At 66.5% G+C, this 22205-nt stretch carries 5 protein-coding genes and 1 pseudogene; 4 read left to right on the top strand and 2 right to left on the bottom strand.

The genetic code is table 11. The annotated features are described in order from the left end of the window. Both K678_RS13620 and K678_RS13615 read right to left on the bottom strand, forming a co-directional pair. The coding region (locus tag K678_RS13620) for a diguanylate cyclase (protein WP_155804557.1) at positions 1–1687 on the bottom strand (1687 nt) is incomplete at its 3' end. A gap of 123 nt (positions 1688–1810) precedes the next feature. Then, positions 1811–2056 (bottom strand): hypothetical protein, encoded by a 246-nt coding sequence (locus tag K678_RS13615; protein ID WP_021133042.1) that lies wholly within the window; start codon positions 2054–2056, stop codon positions 1811–1813. 439 nt (positions 2057–2495) lie between these two features. Between K678_RS13615 and K678_RS17905 the strand changes: the two genes are divergently transcribed. The 4 genes and pseudogenes from K678_RS17905 to K678_RS13605 form a co-directional block, all read left to right on the top strand. Further along, entirely contained in the window at positions 2496–7232 is a 4737-nt protein-coding gene (locus K678_RS17905) for a type I polyketide synthase (RefSeq protein WP_021133041.1), read from the top strand. A gap of 19 nt (positions 7233–7251) precedes the next feature. Then, positions 7252–16394, top strand: a pseudogene (locus K678_RS19580) (amino acid adenylation domain-containing protein); the annotation flags it as partial. Beyond that, positions 16389–18311, top strand: a complete 1923-nt coding sequence (locus K678_RS18310; protein WP_414533176.1) for a non-ribosomal peptide synthetase — start codon at positions 16389–16391, stop codon at positions 18309–18311. The pseudogene K678_RS19580 and the gene K678_RS18310, both read left to right, overlap by 6 nt. Continuing rightward, a partial coding sequence (locus K678_RS13605; protein WP_021133038.1) for a non-ribosomal peptide synthetase occupies positions 18304–22205 on the top strand: 3902 nt, incomplete at its 3' end. The genes K678_RS18310 and K678_RS13605, both read left to right, overlap by 8 nt.

Raw genomic sequence — 22205 nt, 5'->3', positions numbered from 1 at the left:
GGGTGATGCCGATCGAAACGGTGACCCGGATCGTCGTTCCGTCCGGGGCGGTGAGCACTTTCCCCTCGACGGCAGACCGAATCCGGTGAGCGATTTCAAACGCTTCGGTTTCGCTGGTTTCAACGATCACCGCGGCGAATTCCTCACCGCCGGTGCGTCCGAAAATATCGACGCTGCGCAACGTGTCGCGCAAACTCCACGCGACGGCGCGCAGAACCTCGTCACCAAAACTATGGCCCCAGGTGTCGTTGATCGATTTGAAATGGTCGATGTCGATCATCATCAGCGAGAACGGGTGCTGATAGCGGGTCGAGCGGTCCAGTTCGCGCTGGGCCAACTCAAAGAAGTGACGGCGGTTGAACAAGCCGGTCAGGAAGTCGGTTCGCGCCTCGGTTTGAGCCTGGTCCTTCCGCTCGATCTCTTCTTGGAGGTTGCGGTTGATGATCGCCAGGGCTTCGGCGGTTTCGCGGGCCTCGCGCCGGACATCGCGGGCGCGGACATAGGCCATCATCGCGAACAGGCAGGCGATCAGGAACCCGTCGAGGAACAGAACCTGGATGCTGCTCCACTTCACGATGTTGACGTTGAGATGGAAATAGGCCGGGACCCAGAACGCGACATTGTTGATCAGGATGAATGCGAACAGGAACTGAATCACAGCGCGGCGCGGCGATCGCTCTGTTTGCAGAAAGAACGACGCAGCCGCAAAGTAAATGAGCATTATCTTGGTCGACAAGCCATTCACAGCGAGTGCAGTTACCTTATATCCGGCCAGATAGGCGATGAGGTTGAACGAGAACAGGGCGAGTAAGAAAGCAAATCCCCACCGGATCGATGGGCGCGGGTCGTATGGTTTCAGCAATTCGCGACAGAACAGCGTCATTGTCAGGCCGATCGAGATGTAAACGACCCCGCCGAGAGTGTCGATCAGCCAGGGAAATTGACTCGATCCGAACGGCGCCAAATAGCCGGTGATAGAGATGCCAAACAATGTATAAATAAATTGGTGGACGGCGAAGATGGCAAAGACTCGCTGTCGGTCGAGAAAATAGGAATGGATTGACCAGAAAAGCAAGGTGGTCATTGCAGTGACAAAAAATACAACCAAAAGGTCGCGGTCGAAATCTTTTTGTTCTGCTTCGATCGGTGTCAGAGCTTCGATGTTTAGCAGGCCGTGATATCTGACTTTGATGCGAAGGTAGATGGTCTCTTCTGGCGCCGTGACGTCGATAACGAACCCCAGCGAGATGCGTTGGCGGTCGCGCGTTTCATAGGGATAGATGTTACCGGTCGCGCGCGATTTCCATCCGTTCGGGGCGGTGGGGTCGGCTTGATAAAGGCGGACGTCGTTGAGGTAGGTCGGGCGAATGAACAATACGACCTTGCCCCCTTCGTCGGGGGCGCGAATCCGCAGGCGAACCCAATGGGTGGTATCGCTGACCGGCATGATCCGGCTTGTCTCGAACGGTGTCGGTTCGCGGTTAACGACCTCCTCGATCGTCAATGTCCCGGCATTGTCCTCCAGCATTGCACGCGAAAGGATGAGATCTTTCGCCGTCGCCGGAACGGCAAAAAGGAACCCCAACAACAGGATCAGGACGGCCAAAAGGAATTTGAAGTCGCCAATAAGCAACTTTTGCGCGCTTTTGATCTCGTCTCTACCTGTTTTTGAGGCTAAATCATACATCGAGGGCGGAAGAGGTTCATCGTTTGCGACCAGCGAAGCTTACGCAAAAGTATTAACATCCTGATGCCTGTGCCCGGAAGCGGCAGAACGATATAGCGCGCAGATCAATTTCCTGGCGAAGTGTCAGGTGTCGAGTTGGGGCACCGTTCCCAATCGTTCGAGGAAGATCGGCTCGTCATAATCCCCCATGTCCGGATCGGCGGTTTGCCGGACCACATCGACCCCGGCCGCGCTGCCGCCCTCCATGATGCGATGAGCGCGCAAGGATGCCTGCGCTTCGGTCGTGTAGGTGATCGGAGGTTGTGGCTTCAGCCCTCCTTTCTTGCCGAGAACGTATGGCTGGCAGATGAACAGGGTTTCCTGGGCCATGGGGGATGGTCCTGTGAAGATGAGGGGGGTATGGCAAAATGATCTTATTTTGTTCTTGATTCAAGTCTGTTTTGTACCAATCCCATCAGCGTTGGTCGAAGGCGGTTTTCCGCCTCTCGGGGCGACGGGGTGGTTGGTCTTCGTGTTGGCGGCGTGAGGGGATACCCCCTGGGATTTTGTTTATCAGCAAACAACAATTTAAGATTGCTGATTAATTGTTCGTTTCAACTGATGACATGGGGTGCGGTGACGTTTATGATCCTGGGACAGTGTCGCAGAAGGTAAGGTAGCGGCAGGCGCATCGGTTTTGTCGCTTGTCTGATCAAATCAACCGTTAGGTTGGTCCTGGATCTGCGAAAACATGCGGGCGGGAAGAACGGAGGGGTTATGCTCGGGTCGTTCAAGCGAACGCATCGGTTCAAGGCGGGGGCACCGGATCATGGATGACGTATCTGGCCAGCCTTATATCGAGGCCCTGAAAAAGGCTTCTGCCAAGATCGCTGAATTGCTGGCGGAAAACCAGTCCCTGAAGCATCCGGCGGCGATTGCCGTGGTCGGGCTGGGGTGCCGTTTTCCCGGCGGGGCCGATCCCGAGCAATTCTGGTCGCTGCTGGCCCAGGGCGGCGATGCGGTCGGTGAGATTCCCCCCGACCGCTGGGATGTCGCCCGCTTCTACGATCCCGACCCCGAGGCGTCGGGCAAGATGTATGCCCGCAATGGTGGTTTTATCGACGATGTCGCCGGGTTCGATCCTGCGTTCTTTGGCATCACCCCGCGCGAGGCCCTGGCGATGGACCCGCAGCAGCGGCTGCTGCTCGAACTGGGGTGGGAGGCACTGGACGATGCCGCGATCGACCGTGCCCGTCTTGCCGCCTTGCGCGCCGGGCTGTTCGTCGGTCTGTCCAATTACGATTACATCCAGGCCCACGTTCATTCCGGCGATCCGGACCGGATCACCGCTTATTCCGGCAGCGGGGTGATGTTCAGCACTGCCGCCGGGCGGCTGTCTTATTTTCACGATTTTCACGGCCCGTGCCTGACCATCGATACCGCCTGCTCGTCCTCGCTGGTCGCGCTGCATCTGGCGATTCAGAGCCTGCGCCGGGGCGAGGTCGATCTGGCCCTGGCCGGAGGGGTCAGCCTGATGCTGTCGCCCGACAGCATGATCGCGCTGTGCAAGGTCAAGGCGCTGGCGGCGGACGGACGCAGCCGCGCCTTTGACGCCGCCGCCAACGGCTATGGCCGGGGCGAGGGCGGCGGGCTGCTGGTGTTGAAGCGGCTGGCCGATGCCGAACGCGACGGCGACCGCGTCCTGGCGGTTCTGGCCGGGTCCGCCGTCAATCACGATGGCCGCAGCAACGGTCTGACCGCGCCGAACGGTCTGGCCCAGCAGGCGGTGATCCGGGCCGCGCTGGCCGATGCCGGGCTGGCTCCCGATGCCGTCGATTATATCGAAGCCCACGGCACCGGCACCGCGCTCGGCGATCCGATCGAGGTCAATGCGCTCCAGCAGGTGTTCGGGCAACGCCCGCCGGGGCGTCCGCTGCTGCTGGGTTCGGTCAAGACCAATATCGGCCATACCGAGGCCGCCGCCGGGATCGCCGGGCTGATCAAGCTGATCCTGGCGCTTCGTCACCAGACGATTCCCGCCAGCCTGCATTTCACGAATCCCAGCCCGCATATTGATTGGGCGGCGGGCAATGTTCAGGTCACCGCCGCACCCACGCCCTGGCCGGATCAGGGGCGGGTGCGGGTGGCTGGGATCAGTTCGTTCGGACTGAGCGGCACCAACGCCCATGTGATCGTCACCGCGCCGCCAGCCCCGCCAGCGCCTGAGACCGTGCCCGAGCCGATTGCCGATCCGGTTCACATCCTGCCGCTGTCGGCGGCGTCAGCCGAGGGATTGACGGCGGTGCGCGCCCGCTTCGATGCGCTGCTGGCGTGCCGGGACGATGCCGATCTGGCCGATCTTTGCCACACCGCCGCCTGCCGGTCGCCGTTGCGCTATCGTGACGCGGTGGTCGGCTCCACGGTCGCGGCGCTGCGGGCCGGGCTGGCGGAGCGTTCGACGCCCGAGACGGTGGGGCCGGGGGCGGGGAGGGGGATCGTCTTCCTGTTCAGCGGACAAGGCTCGCACGATGTCGCGATGGGGCGCGATCTCTACCGCCGCTATCCGGTGTTCCGCGCCGCGTTCGACCGTTGCGCCGCCGCGCTGGGGCCGGAATACGGCCCGCCGCTGGTCGAGCGTCTTTATGGCGACGGGGCCAGTGAAGCGGATTTGCGCCGCACCGATCTGGCTCAACCGGCCCTGTTCGCGGTTCAATACGCCCTGACCGTGCTGTGGGCGGCGTGGGGGATCACGCCCGCCGCCTTGATCGGCCACAGCGTCGGCGAGTTCGCCGCCGCCTGCGCCGCCGGGATCATCACGCCGGAAACCGGAATCCGGCTGGTGGCGGAACGCGGCCGCCTGATGCAGGCCCTGCCGCCGGGCGGCGCGATGGCGGCGGTGTTCGCCCCGGCCGAAATCGTCGTTCCGGCGGTGATCGACCACACCCGCCAAGTGACGCTGGCCGCGATCAACCAGCCCGGCGCGGTGACGATTTCGGGCAGCGAAGCGGCGGTGACCAAGGCGCTGGAGCGGCTGGCTCGCGACCGGATCGACGGGCGGCGGCTGGCGGTATCGCATGCCTTTCACTCGCCGCTGATGGAGCCGATGGTAGGCCGGTTCGAGGCGGCGCTGAGCGGAATCGATTTTGCCCCCGCCCGTTTGCCGTTTTATTCGACCGTCACCGGCGAGGCGCTGCCGCCGCGCCAGAAGCTGACCCCGGATTACTGGTCGCGCCAGATCCGCCAGCCGGTCCAGTTCCTGGGGGCGGTGCAGGCCGCTGCCCGTGATGGGTATACCGCGTTTCTTGAAATCGGACCGGGCGACACGCTCACCGCGCTGACGCGGGCCAGCCTCGATCCCAAGACGGTGGGGCCGCTGGTCGCCTCGCTGCGCAAGGGCCGTTCGGCCTGGGGGGGTATCGCCACCGCCGCCGCCAGCCTGTACCGCGCCGGGATCGATCTGGTGTGGTCCGAGATCAACGCGCCCTTTGCCGCCCGCAAGGTCGCGCTGCCGACCTATCCGTTTCAGCGCCAGCGCTACTGGATGGAAATCGCCCCGCTGCGGCCGGGATCGGGGGGGCATGCGCCCGGTGCCGCCCCGGTTTCAGAGCAGACCAAATTGCCCGATGTCCCCCCGACAAGGACGGAAACGATGCAAAGCTTGACCGAACGCGCCGACGAACTGGCCGCGATCCTGGCCGAGATCAGCGGCTTTGACGCCGCGACGATCGACCGCACCCAGCATCTGACCGATATGGGACTGGATTCGCTGATGCTGCTGAAACTGGGCCAGACGGTCGAACAGCGCTATGGCCTCGAATTGCGGATGAGCCAGTTGTTCGAGGATATCGGCACCGTCAACGGTCTGGCCGCCTATGTCCTGCGTCACGCCGCCCCGGCCTCGGCTCCGGCAGCTTTGGTTCCGGCGGCCCCGGCTCCAGCCCCGGCCCCGGTTGCGGTCGAGCCTCCTGCCGTTGCGCCGGTGCCGCCCGACGCGGCCGGGGTCGCGCCGATGTTGCAGTTCCAGATGCAGGTGCTGTCTCAGGTCGCCGCCCAGAATTTGAACAGCGTCGCCGAACTGGCGCGTCAGCAGATGGCGTGGCTGGGCCAAGGCGGGCTGCCCGTCCCTCCGCTGCCCGTCGCGCCTGCCCCCGTACCTAATCTTGTGCCTCCGCCCGCGCCGGTCGCGGCTGCCCCGGCGGCGGCTCCGGTTCCGGCTCCTGTCGTCAAAGCCAAGCCCTCGGCCAATGCGGTGGCCAAGACCCGCAATATCAATCTGGCGGGCAGCGGGCCGTTATCGGACTCGCAGCGGGAGTTCATCGCGGCGCTGGTGTCGCGTCATGTCGCTAGGACCCGGACCTCGAAGGAGATCACCCAGGACTCCCGCGCCGTGCTGGCCGACTGGAAGCACACCTTGTCGTTCTGGGGCCAGTTGAAGGAGGCGAAATACCCGATCGTCTCGGCCCGGTCCGCCGGGTCGCGTTTCTGGGACGTCGATGGCAACGACTATATCGACATCGCGATGGGGATGGGCGTCCACTTCTTTGGCCACAAGCCCGCCGCAATCCATGCCGCCCTGACCCGCGAGATCGAGCACGGGCTGGAACTGGGCACCCAATCGGCCCTGACCGGCCGGGCGGCGCTGTTGATCCGCGAGTTGACCGGGGTCGAGCGGGTCGCCTTTGGCAATACCGGGTCCGAGGCGGTGATGGTCGCGCTCCGGCTCGCCCGCGCCGTCACTGGCCGCGACAAGATCGTGATCTTCAAGAACGGCTATCACGGCATTTTCGACGGGGTGCTGGCGTTCGATCAGGATGGCGAGATCGTCCCGGTCGGATTGGGCACACCCGCCGGAATGATCCGCGACGTGATGGTGCTGGAATACGGTTCTCCCGAGGCGCTGGAGATCATCGCCGCCGAGGCCGACAATTTGGCCGCCGTGCTGGTGGAGCCGGTGCAGAGCCGCAATCCCGACCTCCAGCCCCAGGCGTTCCTGAGCCGCCTGCGCCGTCTGACCGAACAGCACGGCACCGCCCTGATCTTTGACGAGATGATTAACGGTTTCCGTATCCATCCCGGCGGGGCGCAGGCGTGGTTCGGGATCGAGGCCGATATCGTCGCCTATGGCAAGATTGTCGGCGGCGGCATGCCGATCGGGGTGATCGCGGGCAAGGCCCGCTTCATCGATTATATCGACGGCGGCGCGTGGCAGTACGGCGACCGCTCCGGGCCGCAATCGGCGATGATCTATTTCGGCGGCACCTTCTGCCGCAACCCGGCGACGATGGCGACGACCCACGCCGCGCTGACGGTGATGAAGGAGGAAGGCCCGGCGCTGCAACAGCGGGTGACGGCGCGGACCACCGATTTTTGCGATGCGCTGAACCTGTGGTTCGAACGCGAAAAGGTGCCGCTGCGGGCCAAGCATTTTTCGTCGCAATGGCGGCTGGTGCCGCTGGGTGACGGCGATTTCCAGCCGCTCGAGCTTGAGCTGCTTTACCTGCTGATGATCGAGCACGGGGTCTATACCTGGGAGCGGCGGATCAATTTTCTTCTCGGTCACGCATGACGACGCCGACGTCGCCCGCGTGCTCGAGGTGATCAAGACCTGCATCGGCGAGATTCGCGCCGCCGGGTTCGCCTTCGCGCTGGAGGCCTATCCCAACCCGCAATTCGGCCAGCCCTCCTCGCCCCAGCGCCGCCTTTATGCGCTTAGCCAGCGGCCGGGCGGACAAGGGCCCTATCACCTGCCGCAATCGTTCTGGATCGATGGTCCGCTCGATATCGCGCGGCTGGAAGACAGTTTCCGCACCATCATTGCCCGCCACGAAAGCCTGCGCACCGGCTTTAAGATCATCGACGGCGAATTGGTCACCAGCCGGATCGCCGAGCCGCGCTTTTCTGTCGAGCGGTATCAGGCCGATGCCGAGAGGGCGGAGGCGATCGCGCGCGACTTCCTGCGCCCGTTCGATCTCGCCGTTCCCCCGCTGCTGCGGGTCGCGGTGGTTTCGATCAGTCCGCACCGCCATCTGCTGCTGGCCGATGCTCATCACATCGCGGTCGATGGGCTGTCGTTTAACGTCATCGCCGCCGAGTTGATGGCGCTCTATCAGGGCACCGCCCTGGCCCCGGTCGGCTATGATCTCGGCCATTGCCTGCGGCTTCAGGCCGAAGCCGACGCGGCGGCTGCGGGGGGGCGCGACGAAGCCTTCTGGCGCGAGACGTTGGCGGGCGATCTGCCCCTGCTCGATCTGCCGCTCGATTTCCCCCGTCCGGCCGAGCCCGACTTCGCGGGCGGCAATGTCGTGCTGACGCTTGACGCGGCGGTGACGCGGCGGCTGAAGGAGATGGCGCGGACGACCGGAACCTCGCTCTATATCGTGCTGCTGGCCGCCTATCAGACCCTGCTGCATCGCCTGAGCGGGCAGGACGATATCCTGGTCGCGGGCGCGGTGTCGGGGCGGGGCAGGCCTGATCTGGCCGCTGCGGTCGGGATGTTCGTCAACACGGTGATCTTCCGCCTCCATCCCACGGCGGAGCAGCCGTTTGCCCGCTTCCTCGACGCGGTGCGCCAGACCAGTCTGGCCGTCTACGACCACCAGGATTATCCGTTCGAACGGATGACGGGGCTGAACACGACCCGGCCACCCGGCCGCAACGCCTTGTTCGACACGATGCTGTCCTACGAGAATGCGGGCGAGCGGGCGTTTAAGATCACCGATCTGACCTTTACCCGCCGCGACATTCACCCGCCCGCCGCGATGTTCGATTTCAACCTCGACATCATCGAGGAGAACGAGGTTCTGACGCTGCGTTTCTGCTATGCGACGGCGTTGTTCCGGCGCGACACGGTGGCGCGCTGGGCCGGATATTTCGAGCGGATTATCGCGGGCATCCTGGGCGATCCCGACCGCCCGCTCGGCCGGTTCGAGATCGTCGGCGAGGCCGAAACCGCCTTTGTTGCCGCCTGGAACGACAGAGATGCAGCCTATCCGGTCGAGGCGACCCTGGTCGATCTGGTCCGCACTCAGGCTGCGGCCAATCCCGACCATGCGGCGGTGATCGCGGGCGCCGAGACGATCAGCTATCGCACCCTGGCGGCGCGGGTTGACCGGCTGGCGGCTGGGCTGCGGGGGCGCCACGGGATCGGGCCGGGTGATTTCGTAGGGGTCCATCTCGATCGCTCGGCCGATTTCATCGTCAGCCTGCTGGCGATCCAGAGCGTGGGCGCGGCCTATGTCCCGCTCGATATCGATTATCCCGCCGATCTGCTGGAAACGATCATCACCGATAGCGGCAGCAAGGCGGTGATCACGAAGGAGGCGCTGGCCGAGCGGCTGCCGCCCTCGGGCCGGGCGCTGGCGCTTGATCTCGCTCTGCTCGAAGCGGGGGAGGGCGAGGACTCTGGGGTAGGGCGTGGGCCGGGGCCGACGCCCGACAGCGTTGCCTATGTGATCTACACCTCGGGTTCGACCGGGCGGCCCAAGGGCTGCCTGGTCACCCATCGCAATGTCGTTCGGCTGTTGCGCAACGACCGCCACGATTTCGATTTCGGCCCCGCCGAAATCTGGGTCTCGGCCCATTCGTTCAGCTTTGATTTCTCGGTGTGGGAGATTTACGGCGCGCTGGTCAATGGGGGCGCGGTGGTGATCGCCGACCGCGCGACGATGCGCGATCCCGAGGCTCTGCTCGATCTGATCCGCCGCCACCGCGTCACCGTGCTGAACCAGACACCGGCGGCGTTCCAGGGGTTGATCGCCGCCGAACTGGAGCGGCCCGACCATCCGCTGGCCGACCATCTCCGGATGGTGATCTTTGGCGGCGACCGGCTCGATCCGACCGATCTGCGCCGTTGGGCCGCGCTTTATCCGCCCGAGCGGATTGTGCTCATCAACATGTACGGCATCACCGAGACGACGGTGCACGTCACCTATGACCGCCTGAGTGCTGCCGATATCACCGGGCCGGGCGGGATCAGCCCGATCGGGCGGCCTCTGCCCGAAACCAGCGTTCATGTTTGCGATGAAGCACTCCGGCCCCAGCCGCTGGGCGTGACCGGCGAGCTTTATGTCGGCGGCAGCGGCGTTTGCGCAGGCTACCTCAACCGCCCCGAATTGACGGCTGAGCGCTTCATCACCGTCGGCGAGGGGCCGCTGGCGGGCCGCCGTCTGTACCGCACCGGCGATCTGGGCCGCTTGCGCCCCGACGGGCGGCTGATCTATCTCGGCCGCAACGATGCCCAGGTTCAGGTGCGCGGCCACCGGGTCGAGACCGGGGCGGTGGTCCAGGCCCTGCTGACCCATCCCGGCATCGACAAGGCGCTGGTGATCGATCGCGCCGTTGCCGCCGACCGTCCCGGCCTGCGCGAACTGATCGCCTATGTCTTGGGCGCCGAGGATCTGACCGCGTCGGCCTTGCGCGCCCATCTCGCGCTCTGCCTGCCCGATTACATGATCCCGTCGGCCTTTGTCCGGCTCGCCGCTTTTCCGCTGACCGCCAATGGCAAGATCGACCGCGCCGCCTTACCCGCGCCGGAAACGGCCCGGCTGGAATCCGGCTCCGACTTCCGCGCGCCCCGCAACGCGGTCGAAACCACGATCGCCCAGGTCTGGGCCGAGGTGCTGGGCCTGCCCCAGGTCGGGATCGACGACAATTACTTCGCGCTGGGCGGCGATTCGATCAAGGCGTTGCAGATCGTCAGCCGCCTGCACCGCGCCGGGATCACCTTGGGGCTAGGCGCGATCTTTGCCGCCAAGACGGTGGCAGCGCTGGCCCAGCTGGCGGGCGCGCCCGCTGCCCTGGCGTCGCCAAGCCCTGAATCCGCCCCCGGGACCAGCGCGCCGCTCAGCGCGATCCAACGCTGGTTTGTCGCCGAGCATCCCCACGACCGCGCCCATTTCAACAATGCGGTGCTGCTGCGGGCATCGCGGCGGCTGGAGCCCGAGGCACTGGCCCGCGCCGTCGCCGCGTTGTGGAGCCATCACGACGGTCTGCGGCTGGTGCTGCACAGCCAGGGCGCGGCGGTGGAGCAGGCGATTTTGCCCGACTCTCCCTCGCCGGTTTCGATTGTCGATCTGCGCGACGATCCGGCTCCGGCAGCGACGCTGACCCGCCATGCCGAAACGCTTCAGCGCGGCTTTGATCTGGCGACGGGGCCGCTGCTGCGGGTGGTGCTGTACCATCTGCCCGAGGCCGACCGGGTGCTGCTGTTGTGCCACCATCTGGTTGTCGATGGCTTTTCCTGGCGGATTCTGCTGGAGGATTTCGCCGAGGCGTTCGATCAGGCGGACTCCCTGTCATCCGAACCGATCCGGCTGCCTTCGGTGGGGGCCTCGGTGCAGGATTGGGCCAAGGCCCAGGCCGCCTATGCCGAGAGTCCCGAACTGCTTGGCGAAATTCCGCTCTGGGCAGAGATCGAGGCCGTCCCGGTCGCGCCGCTGCCGGTTGATTTCGACGATCCCCGCCGGGGAGCGGGGGATTTCCGCCAGATTTCGCTTTCGCTCAGCGAGGACGAGACCCGAACCCTGCTGTCCGGGCTGCCGTCCCGCCTGGGGGGCAAGATTACCGATATCCTGCTGACCGCGCTGGCCCAGGCCTTTGCCGACCGTTTCGGTCTACGCCAGATCAAGGTGCAACTGGAAGGCCATGGCCGTGAGGAGATCGCGCCGGGCCTCGATATCAGCCGCACAATCGGCTGGTTCACCTCGATCTATCCGGTTGTGCTTGATCTGGGGGCGGAGGCCGAGCCGTCCGCCGCCGTGCGCCGGATCACCAGCCAGCTCGAGCGGATTCCGCGCAAGGGAATCGGCTATGGGATTTTGAAATATCTGACCCCGCCGACGCAGCGTGAGGGGATCGTCTTTGGACCGCCGCCCGAGATAAATTTCAATTACCTGGGCCAGTTCGACAGCGATCCTCATCCGCTGTTCGCCCTGGTGGACGAGCCGGTTGGCCCGACCTTGGGCGAGCGGCTGGAGCGGCCCCAGGCGATCGATGTCGAGGCGGTCATCCTGGGCGGCACCCTGACCGTCACTGTCTCCTATAATTACCGGCTGTACCGGCGCGAGACCGCTTCGGCGCTGGCCGAGCAGTACCGCGACTGCTTGCGCGGGCTGATCGGGCTGGACCAAGACGGCGAAGCCGCTGGGGCGGATTCATCGCTGCTGGCCCTGATCGGGGCCAAGGCGGCGGATGTCGAGGCGCTGGTGCCGTTGTCACCGTTGCAGGAAGGGATTTTGTTCCATGCCCTGGCGGGCGACCGTCAGGTCTATTTCGAGCAATTCACCTATCGCCTGCATGGTCCGCTCGATCTGGCCGGGTTCGAGGCAAGCTGGCGCGAGCTGGCCCGCCGCCACGACATCCTGCGCGCCGCGATCATCGCCCCGCCGGGACGCCCGCCGCTTCAGGCGATCTTGAAAACCCGCTCGGTCGAATTTCACCATGTCGATCTGCGCGGCCAGACCGCCGATGCATTCGAAACCGCCATTGAAGCGTTCCAGCAGGCCGACCGCCATCGCGGCTTTGATTTGGGCCACGATCCGCTGATGCGGGTTACCGTGCTGCAACGGGCCGACACCGAATTCGATGTGGTGTGGAGCCATCACCACATCATCCTCGACGGCTGGTCACTCGGGATTCTTCAGCCCGAGCTGATGGAGATTTATGGCGCCCTGCGCAGCAAGCGGGTCCCGTCTCTGCCGCCCGCGCCGACCTACCGGTCTTATCTCGACTGGCTGGCGGGCCGCGACGAGGCGGAGGCGCGGGCCTATTGGTCCCGCCTGCTGGCCGAAGCCCCGCCGCCCTCGACGATCCCCGGCCTCGATCCGGCGGGCCGCAGCCGGGGCCACGCGATGGCCGAGCACCCGGTCTCACTCGAACCGGAAACCAGTGCGGCGCTGGCGGCGCTGGCGGCGCGGCTGGAGGTTACCCTCAACAGCGTGATTCAGGCGATCTGGGCGGTGTTGCTCGCCACCTATAACGACCGGGCCGAGGTGATCTTTGGCGCGGTGGTGTCGGGCCGCCCGCCCGAATTGCCCGAAATCGAGCGGATCGTCGGCCTGTTCCTGCGTACCATTCCCGTCCGGGTCGCGGTCGATCGCGAGCAGGGCTTCGCCGCTCTGGCGCGGGCGATCGCGGATCAGGCCGTCGCCAGCGAGCCGCACCATTTCCTGCCCCTGGCCGAGATGCAGCGTCTGTCCGGACGGCGTCAGACCCTGTTCGATCATGTCCTGGTGTTCGAGAATTACCCCCAGGCCGCCGAAGCGCCCGATCAGGGCCTGCGGGTCGATAGCGTCCGCGCTTTCGAGCAGATGCATTACGATTTCAGTCTGGTGATTCATCCCGCGGCGGCTCCGGGCGAGTCGACCGAAATCAAATTCACCTTCAATCGCAATGTCGCCGCGCCGAGTGTGATCGAGCGGATCGCCGCCCATCTCCGGGCGCTGATCGCGGCGGTGCTGGCCGAACCCGAGGCCGCCTTGTCCGCCTTCGATCTGCGCGGCGAGGAGGAGCGGCGGGCCACGCTCGCCGAAGACGATGTGCCCGCGCCCGGTCTGGTGCTCGATCTGGTCGAGGCCGAGGCCGCCCGGACCCCCGACGCGATTGCAATCGAGGCCGGGGGCGAAACCCTGTCCTACCGCGATCTCGATCTTCGGGCCGAGGCCCTGGCCGCGCTGCTGCGCCGCCAGGGGCTGCATCCCGGCGAAACGGTCGGCCTGTTCCTCGGCAACGGGATCGATTATGTCGTTTCGATCCTGGGTACCCACAAAACGGGCGGCATCTTCGTTCCGTTCGATCTGGATCAGCCGCCGCAGCGTCTGCGCACGCTGCTGGGCCGCCTTGCTCCCCGCCTGATCGTCACCGCCGAAACCGATGTCGGCCCGGTCCGCAGCCTGCTGGCCGGGCTGGAGGGCGCAGGCGGCGTGCGCCGCCTGATCGCCTGGACTTCCACGGGCGGGCTGCGTCATGGCAAGCCGATCAAGGGCGGGCTGGAGGCGGTGCCGCCGCTGGCTCCCGGACAGACGCCGGACCGGTCGGGCCGCCCGTCACCCGGCGACGGGGCCTATGTCCTGTTCACCTCGGGATCGACCGGCGAGCCGAAAGCGATCTTGTCTAGCCATGAGGGGCTGCACCATTTCATCGCCTGGGAGCGGCGGGCGCTGGGCGTCGATGCCACGCTGCGGACCAGCAATCTGGCCCGCACCACCTTTGACGTCAGCCTGCGCGATATCTTCCTGCCGCTCAGTGTCGGCGGCACCGTCTGCATCCCCGATGCCGACAGCCGGATGGACGGGGCGCGGCTGCTGCTGTGGTTGGCCGAGGCGCGGGTTACCCTGATCCATATCGTGCCCACCCTGTTCCGCCTGCTGGCGAAAGAGATCGAGCGGGCCCCGGCCGGGGCCGGTGCGGCGGCGCTGCCCGCCCTTCGGACGGTTCTGTTCGCCGGGGAAAGCCTGTATGGCGCCGATGTCGAGCGGGCGCGCCGCGCCTTTGGTCCGGCGGTGGCCCTGTTCAACCTCTATGGCCCGACCGAAACGACGCTGGCGAAGTTTTACCACCGGATCGACGGCGCGGTTGGCGACAGCGGACGTCCGATCCCGGTCGGCCATCCGATCGCCGGAACGCGGGTGGTGATCCTGAAAGGGACAAAGCCGCTGCCGGTCGGGGCGATCGGCGAAATCCTGATCCGGCCGCCCTTTGCCTGCCTGGGCTATTTCGGCGATGCCGCCCTGACGGCGGAACGATTCGTCCTTGATCCCACCGGCGAGGACCAGAGCGGTCTGGTCTATTACCGCACCGGCGATCTGGGGCGGTTCCTGCCAGATGGCGCGGTCGAGTTTTGCGGTCGGGTCGATGGTCAGGTCAAGGTCAACGGGATTCGGATCGAACTGGCCGAGATCGAACAGGCGGTGCTGTCCTCTGGCCCCGAGATCGATCAGGCCGTTGCCGCGATCCACCGCCGCGACGACGGCGATACGGCGCTCGCCTGCTATTACACCGAAAAGCAGCCGCTTGACCCCTCGGAGCTACGCCGCCGCCTGGGCGAGGTGCTGCCCCGGCCGATGATCCCGAGCTATCTCATCGCGCTTGATAGCTTCGTGATGAATTTGAACGGCAAGGTCGATCGCCGCGCCCTGCCCAAGCCCGAGGATCTGATCGAAGGCCGTGTCCGTTTCGAGCCGCCCGCGACCGAGACCGAAACCCGGCTGGCGGCGATCTGGGGCGACATTTTGGGCCTGAAGCGGGTCGGTGTTGTCTCTCCCTTCTTTGAGATCGGGGGCGATTCGCTGCGGGCGATCCGGGTGATTTCGCGGATCAATCAGGCGTTCGAGGCCCAGATCACGATCGGCCAGTTCTTTGAACGCCCGACCATCCGCGCCCTGGCCGAGCGTCTTGGCACCGAAACGGCGGGCGGGCCGGACTCGATCCCCGCTGTGGCCGAGGCGGCGGATTATCCGGTGTCGCACGCCCAGCGGCGGTTGTGGATTCTCGATCAGCTTTGGACCAGCGGCGCCGCCTATAACCTGTCGGCGGCCTATCTGCTGAGTGGCCCCTTCGACATCGCCGCGTTCGAGCGGGCCTTTGCCGCCCTGGTCCGCCGCCACGAAGCCTTGCGGACGGTGTTCGTCCCCGCCGAGGGCGAGGGGGAGACGGTGCGCCAGCGGGTGCTGGCCGAGCCGGTGGCCGGGCTGGGCGTCACCGATCTCAGGGACGAGCCGGACCCCGAGGCGGCGGCGCGGGCCTTGGCCGAGCAGGATGCCGAAACCCCGTTCGATCTTGCCGCCGGGCCGTTGCTGCGCGCCCAGGTGCTGGTGATCGGACGCGACCGTCACGTGTTGCTGGTTTCGATCCACCACATCGTTTCCGATGCGGCCTCGGTCGCGATCATGGTCGATGAATTGCTGACCCTCTACCGCGCCGAAAGCGCGGGCGGCGAGGCCGATCCGTTGCCGCCGCTGCGGATTCACTACAAGGATTACGCAGCCTGGGACAATGCCCGCCTGACCGGGGCGGAGGCCACCCGCGATCTCGCTTATTGGCGCAATCAACTGGCCGGGCCGCTGGTGCCGCTCGAGCTTCCGCTCGACCGGCCCCGTCCCGATCTGCCCCGTTTCCAGGGGGGCGCGTCACCCGTCCGCTCGATCCCCGGCTGGCCGAGGCGATGGCGCAGTTCGCCCGCGCCCGCCAGGGGACGGTGTTCATGGTCACCGTCGCCTTGGTCAAGGCGCTGCTGTTCCGCATCACCGGCCAGACCGACATCATCGTCGGCAGCCCGATCGCCTGCCGCGATCACGAGGATTTGCGCGATCAGATCGGGTTCTACGTCAACACCCTGGCGCTCCGCGACCGGATCGAGGGCGAGGCGGGGTTCGAGGCCCTGTTCGCCCGGGTCAAGGCGACGGTGACCGCCGCGCTCGATCACCGCGCTTATCCGTTCGACCGGTTGGTCGAGGAATTGGGGCTGCCGCGCGATCTCAGCCGGACCCCGGTGTTCGAGGTTGCCGTGGTGCTGCAAGACGGCATCCAGCGCGGTCTGACCCTGAACGGGCTGGCGGTCGAGGAGTTCCACGAACAGCGCAGCATCAGCAAGTTCAGCCTTGCCTTCGAATTCGTCGAGACCGAGGGCGGCGGCCTGACCCTGGGGCTGGAATATGACAGCGACCTGTTCGACCGCAGCCATATCGAGCGGCTGGTCGGCCATTTCGCCGAACTGAGCACCCAGGCGATGGCCCGGCCGGATCTGCCCATTGCCGCATTGGCAATCGTCCCCGAAGCCGAGCGCCAGATTCTGGCCGGTCGGACGCCGGGGCCGGAGATTGCCGACGAGACCAATCTGATCTCGCTGTTCGACGCCGCGATTGCCGCCGGTCCGACCCGGCCCGCTTTGGCGATTGAGGAGCGCAGCTACGATTACGCCACCCTTGGGCGGATGGTCGATAGTGTGGCCCGTGCCCTTGCCGCGACCGGGGCGGTGGGGCCGGGCGACCGCGTCGGCCTGTTGCTCGACCGCAGCGAATGGTGGGTGGTCGCTTTCCTGGCGACGATGAAAGTAGGCGCCGCCGCCGTTCCGCTCGATCCCTCTTATCCGCGGGCGCGGCTCGATTACATGCTGGGCGATGCCGGGTGCGCCGCGATCCTGAGCCAGCCCCCTCATATCGGGTCCTTTGGTGGCGGGTCGGTGCCGGTGTTCGACCTGGACGCCCTGGCCGCGTCCGAGGGCGGGGCGGCGGTGTCGGTGGCGGTGACAGCCGCCGATGTCGCCTATGTGATCTATACTTCGGGCTCGACCGGGCGGCCCAAGGGGGTGCTGCTGACCCATCGCGGCGCGGTCAATCTGGCCTTGGCCCATCGCGACAGCCTAGGCATCCTGCCCCGTCACCGCGTGCTGCAATTTGCTCCCACCTCGTTCGATGCCTCGGTGTGGGAAGTGCTGATGGCGCTGATGCAAGGGGCCTGCCTGGTGATCGTCGGGCCGGAGCGGATTCGCGACCCGCGCGAATTCGCCGCCTATCTGCGGCAGCAGCAGGTGACGGTCGCGACCCTGCCGCCGACCTATCTGGCCCAACTCGACCCCGACGATCTGGCGCCGCTGCAATTGCTGGTATCGGCGGGAGAGCCGCCCGATCCCGATCAGGCCCGCCTGCTGGCCGGGCGGCTGTGCTACGTCAACGCCTATGGTCCGACCGAGGCGACGGTCTGCGCGACGTGGTATCAGGTCGATGCCGAGCGCGATCAGGGTCCGTCGATCCCGATTGGCCGCGCCTTGCCCAATACCGAGGTGATCGTGCTCGACCGCCTGGGGGCCCTGGCTCCGGTCGGGGTGTGCGGGGAAATCCATATCGGCGGGGCCGGTCTGGCGCTGGGTTATCTCGGCCAGCCGGAACTGACGGCGCGGGCCTTCATCGATCACCCGCTGCGTCCGGGCGAGCGGCTGTACCGGACCGGCGATCTGGGGATGGTGCGGGCCGATGGCAACATCGTCTATCGCGGCCGGATCGATGCCCAAGTCAAGATTCGCGGCCACCGCGTCGAACCGGGCGAGATCGACTATCAGATCAGACGCCAGCCCGGCGTGACCGAGGCGGTTGTTTCAGTCCGTCCCGCGGCGGCGGGCGGGGCCGATCTGGTCGCCTATGTCGTGCTGGCGGCAGGGGTCTCGCTTGATCCGGTCCGCCGCGAGGTCGAGGCGGGATTGCCGTCCTTCCTCCATCCCTCCGCCTGGGTGGTGCTGGATGCACTGCCGTTGCTGCCCAATGGCAAGGTCGATGCGGCGGCGCTGCCCGTCCCGACCGCAGCCGCGCCGGAGGAGGGGGAGGATGAAGCCGATCTGGCAACCCTGGTCGCCCGCATCTGGCGCGAGGTCCTGGGCCGCGATGGTCTGACCCCGACCGACCGCTTCTTCGAGGTCGGCGGCGATTCGATCAAGGCGATCCAGGTCGTCAGCCGGTTGCGGCGGCACGGGCTGACCGTGTCGATGCGCGATTTCCTGACCGATCCGACGATTGCCGGTCTGGCCCGGCGCCTGGAGGCCGAGGCCAACCCGCCCCTGCCGTCCGCCGCCGCTCCGGTGGGGAGCGCACCCGCCGCCGCGCTCAATCAGGCCGGGCTGTCGCATCGCGAACTCGAAGATTTGTTCGGCGATGAGTAACCGGACCGGACCTGCGCGCCGCCCCGCCCGCGAGGAGGTTGCGGCGATCTATCCCCTGCTGCCGTTGCAGCAGGGGATGCTGTTCCACGATCTGCTGACACCCGGCGATCAGCCCTATTTCCGGCAGGTGTCGTTTCGAATCGAGTCCGAGGCGGGCGGGTTCGATCCGGTCCTGTGCCGCGAGGTGTGGCACGATTTGATCGCCTGTCACGAGGCGTTGCGCTCGGTATTCGATTTCGAAAATACCGCCCGGCTGCTGCAATTGGTGTTGAAGCAGGGGGTGACCGCCTTTGACACCGAGGATTTGAGTCCTCTCGACGCCGAGGCCCAGACCGCTCGGATCGAGTCGTTTCGTGCCGAGGACCGGGGGCGCGGTTTTGATCCGCGCGGCGGGCCGTTGACCCGGATCAGGCTGTTCGATCTGGGACGCGGGCGGTTCGAGATGGTTTGGAGCCACGCCCATCTCATTCTTGATGGTTGGTCGGGCAGCCTGTTGCTGGCCGAGTTCGCCGAGCTTTACGCGGCAAAGCGGGCGGGGCGGCCCCCCGATCTGTTGCCTGCGCCGCCGCTTTCGCCCTATCTCGATCACATCGCCGCGCGTGACGCGGCGGTCTCGCGCCGCTATTGGGCCGAATTGCTGGCGGGGTACGAGCATCTTGCTGGTCTGCCTCGGTTGGGGCCGGGCCGGGCTGGCGCGCCTTATCACGCCGCCCAGCATGTCGTCACCCTGACGCCCGAGCGTCATCAGGGGGTGGAGCGGCTTGCCGCCTGCGCCGGAGTGACGCTGAACACGATGCTGGTGGCGCTGTGGGGCATCCTGCTGGGCCGCTATGCCGATGACGATGACGTCGTGTTCGGCAGCGTCGTATCGGGGCGGACGCTTGATCTTGACGGGATCGAGCGGATGATCGGGGCCTTCATCAACACGATCCCGGTTCGGGTCACGATCAATGAGGGCGACACGATCGCCGATCTGCTGGGCCGGGTGCAGGCCCAGGCGTTCGACAGCCTGTCTCACGATCATCTGCCGCTGGCCGAAATTCAGGCCCATACCGAGCTTGGGGCCGGTCTGCTCGATCACCTGCTGGTGTTCGAGAATTACCCCGACAGCACCGCCGGGGCCGACCACGCCTTGGGCTTTCGCGTTGTCGCCGCCGAGGCTGACGAGCGGGCCAATTACGATTTCGGGCTGGTCGTTCAGCCCGGCCCGCCACTGCGGATCGTCTTCACTTACAATGCCGAAGCCCATTCCGAGGCGCAGATGCGGCGGCTGGGCGACCAGATACACACCCTGATCGATGCGCTGGTTGCCGATCCCGACCAGCCGTTGCGGTGGATCGACGTGCTGGGCGCGGCGGAACGGGCCGAACTGGCCGCCTTTGCGACCGGGGCCAAGCGGGTTCCGCCGCCCGAGGAAACCATCGTCGCGCTGTGGCGGGCCCAGGTGGCGCGGACGCCGGACCGGACCGCCCTGGTGTGGGAGCAGAGCCGTCTGACCTATCGCGAGCTGGACCGGCGCAGCGACCGCCTTGCCGCCGCGCTGCGCCGTCTGCCCGGATTTGGCGCGGAACAGCCGGTCGGGGTGTTGGCCCATCGGGGCGGGGGGCGGATCGTTGCCCTGCTCGGCATCTTGAAGGCGGGCGGGGCCTATCTTCCCCTTACCCCCGCTCTGCCCGACGAACGGCTGGGCTTTATCCTGAACGATACCGGGTGCCGGATCGTTTTGGCCGATGAACCGGGCCGGGTCCGGCTTGATACCATCCGGCCGGGGATCGCCCGCGCGATCGACGGGTTGGAGGCCGAGGCCGATGATTCCGCCCCGGCCGCGACAATCGCCCCGGACGATCTGGCCTATATCCTGTACACCTCGGGCTCGACCGGTCGGCCAAAGGGGGTGATGGTCGAGCATCGCGGCTTCGTCAACATGATCCTGGGCCAGATCGACGGGTTCGATATCGGCCCCGGCGATACGGTGTTGCAGGTCTCGTCCTGCTCGTTCGATGCCTCGCTGTCGGAAATCTTCATGGCGCTGCTGGCGGGGGGAACGCTGGTGCTGGCCGGGTCGGACACGATCCTCGACCGCTCCCGGCTGTTGGCGCTGATGGCCGATCAGGCGATTACCGTTGCCGGCCTGTCGCCCTCGCTGCTGTCCGCGCTCGATTTCGCCGATTTTCCCGGTCTGCGCCTGCTGATTTCGGCAGGCGAGGCGGTCGATCCCGCCTCGGCCCGCCATTATGCCGCCCGGTTGCGCTTCATCAATGCCTATGGCCCGACCGAGGCGTCGGTCTGCGCCAGCTATCACGAAGTGGAGCCCGAGCGAGCCTACCCGGCCGGAATTCCGATCGGGCGGCCGATTCCCAACACCGCGATCCGCATCCTCGACCGCTTGTCCCGCCCGGTCCCGATTGGCGCGGTGGGCGAGATTTGCCTGTTCGGTCCCGGGCTGGCGCGGGGCTATCGCAACAGCGCCGAACTGACCCGGGCCAAATTCGTGGGCGAGGGGGCCGAGCGGTTCTATCGCACCGGCGATCTGGGCCTGTGGCTCGAAGAGGGCGAGATCGTCTATCGCGGACGGCGCGACGGTCAGGTCAAGCTGAACGGGCGCCGGGTCGAACTGGGCGAGATCGAGGCGGCGTTGCGCGCCGTGCCGGGAATCGCCCAGGCCGCCGTGATCGTCGCCGGAGCAGGCGAGGGGCGGGCCGGGCACTTGGTCGCCTATATCGTTGCGGCGTTCCCTCCCGATCCCGAGGCGGTGCGGCGGCATCTGGCGGCAACGCTGCCGTCTTACATGATTCCATCGGCGCTGGTGACGTTGGCCGCGTTGCCTTTGACCCTGGCGGGCAAACTTGATCGCAAGGCGCTGCCGCCGCCTGTTGCCGAGAGTGCCGAGCGCGCCGATCCCCCCGCCAATCCGGCCGAGCAGGCGGTGGCCACGGCGTTCGAAACCGTGCTGGGACGAGGGCCGGTCGGGCGGAGCGAGAGATTCCAGGCGCTGGGCGGCGATTCCCTGGCGGCGATCCGGGTGGTGGGGCGGCTGTCGAAGCTGGGGTTCGATCTCACCCTTGCCGACCTGCTGGAGCGGCAAAGCGTCGCCGACATCGCCGCCGTTATGGTGCCGCGCCGTCCGGCGGTGACGGTCGCCCCGCCGGAATCGCCAGACGCGCCGCTGACCCCGATTCAGGCGGCGTTCTTTGCCGATCATCACGACGACCGTGCCCACTATAACCACGCCGTCCTGCTGAAAGCGGCCGAGCCGATCGAGGACAAAGCGCTGGCCCAGGCCCTGGCCGCGCTGTGGCGGCAGCACGACGCTCTGCGGCTGCGCTTTCAGCTCGACCGCGATCCGGTGACCCAATCCGCCGCCGATCCGTTGACCCCGCCCGCGCCGGTCTGGGTCGATCTGCGCGGCCAGCCCGATCCGTGGGCGGCGATGCGGGCCGATGTCGCGATCCGGCATCAGGGCTTCGATCTCGCCACCGGGCCGCTGCTGGCCGCGATTGTCTATCGCAGCGACGAGGGCGATTTCCTGGTGCTGCTGGCCCACCACTTGATTACCGATGCGGTGTCGTGGCGGATTCTGCTCGACGATCTCGCGACCTTCTATCGTCAGGCCCGCCGGGGCGAGCCGGTGACGCTGCCCCCGGTCGGCGCGTCCTATCTGGACTGGGCGCGGGCCTTGCGCACCTATCGCGACAGCGGCCAGCTTGCCGAGCGGAAAGCCTTCTGGGATGCAATCGATGCCGCCCCGATCCGGCGGCTGGCCAGCGATGGCCCGATGCTGCCGCACCGCTATGACGAAACCGAAACTCTTTCGGTCGAGCTGCCGCTCGCGTCCGATCTGGCCGACCGCGCGGTTCAGGACCGCCTGCTTGCCACCCTGGCCCGGTCCCTGGC

This window comes from Magnetospirillum fulvum MGU-K5, from assembly GCF_000442515.1.
Lineage (GTDB): Bacteria > Pseudomonadota > Alphaproteobacteria > Rhodospirillales > Magnetospirillaceae > Phaeospirillum > Phaeospirillum fulvum_B.
This window is presented reverse-complemented; position numbering and strand designations above follow the sequence as displayed.

Bases quoted from the DNA above. Each gene is read 5' to 3' on its own strand.
- K678_RS13615 (WP_021133042.1), bottom strand. From the start codon at position 2,056: ATGGCCCAGGAAACCCTGTTCATCTGCCAGCCATACGTTCTCGGCAAG.
- K678_RS17905 (WP_021133041.1), top strand. From the start codon at position 2,496: ATGGATGACGTATCTGGCCAGCCTTATATCGAGGCCCTGAAAAAGGCT.
- K678_RS18310 (WP_414533176.1), top strand. From the start codon at position 16,389: ATGGCCCGGCCGGATCTGCCCATTGCCGCATTGGCAATCGTCCCCGAA.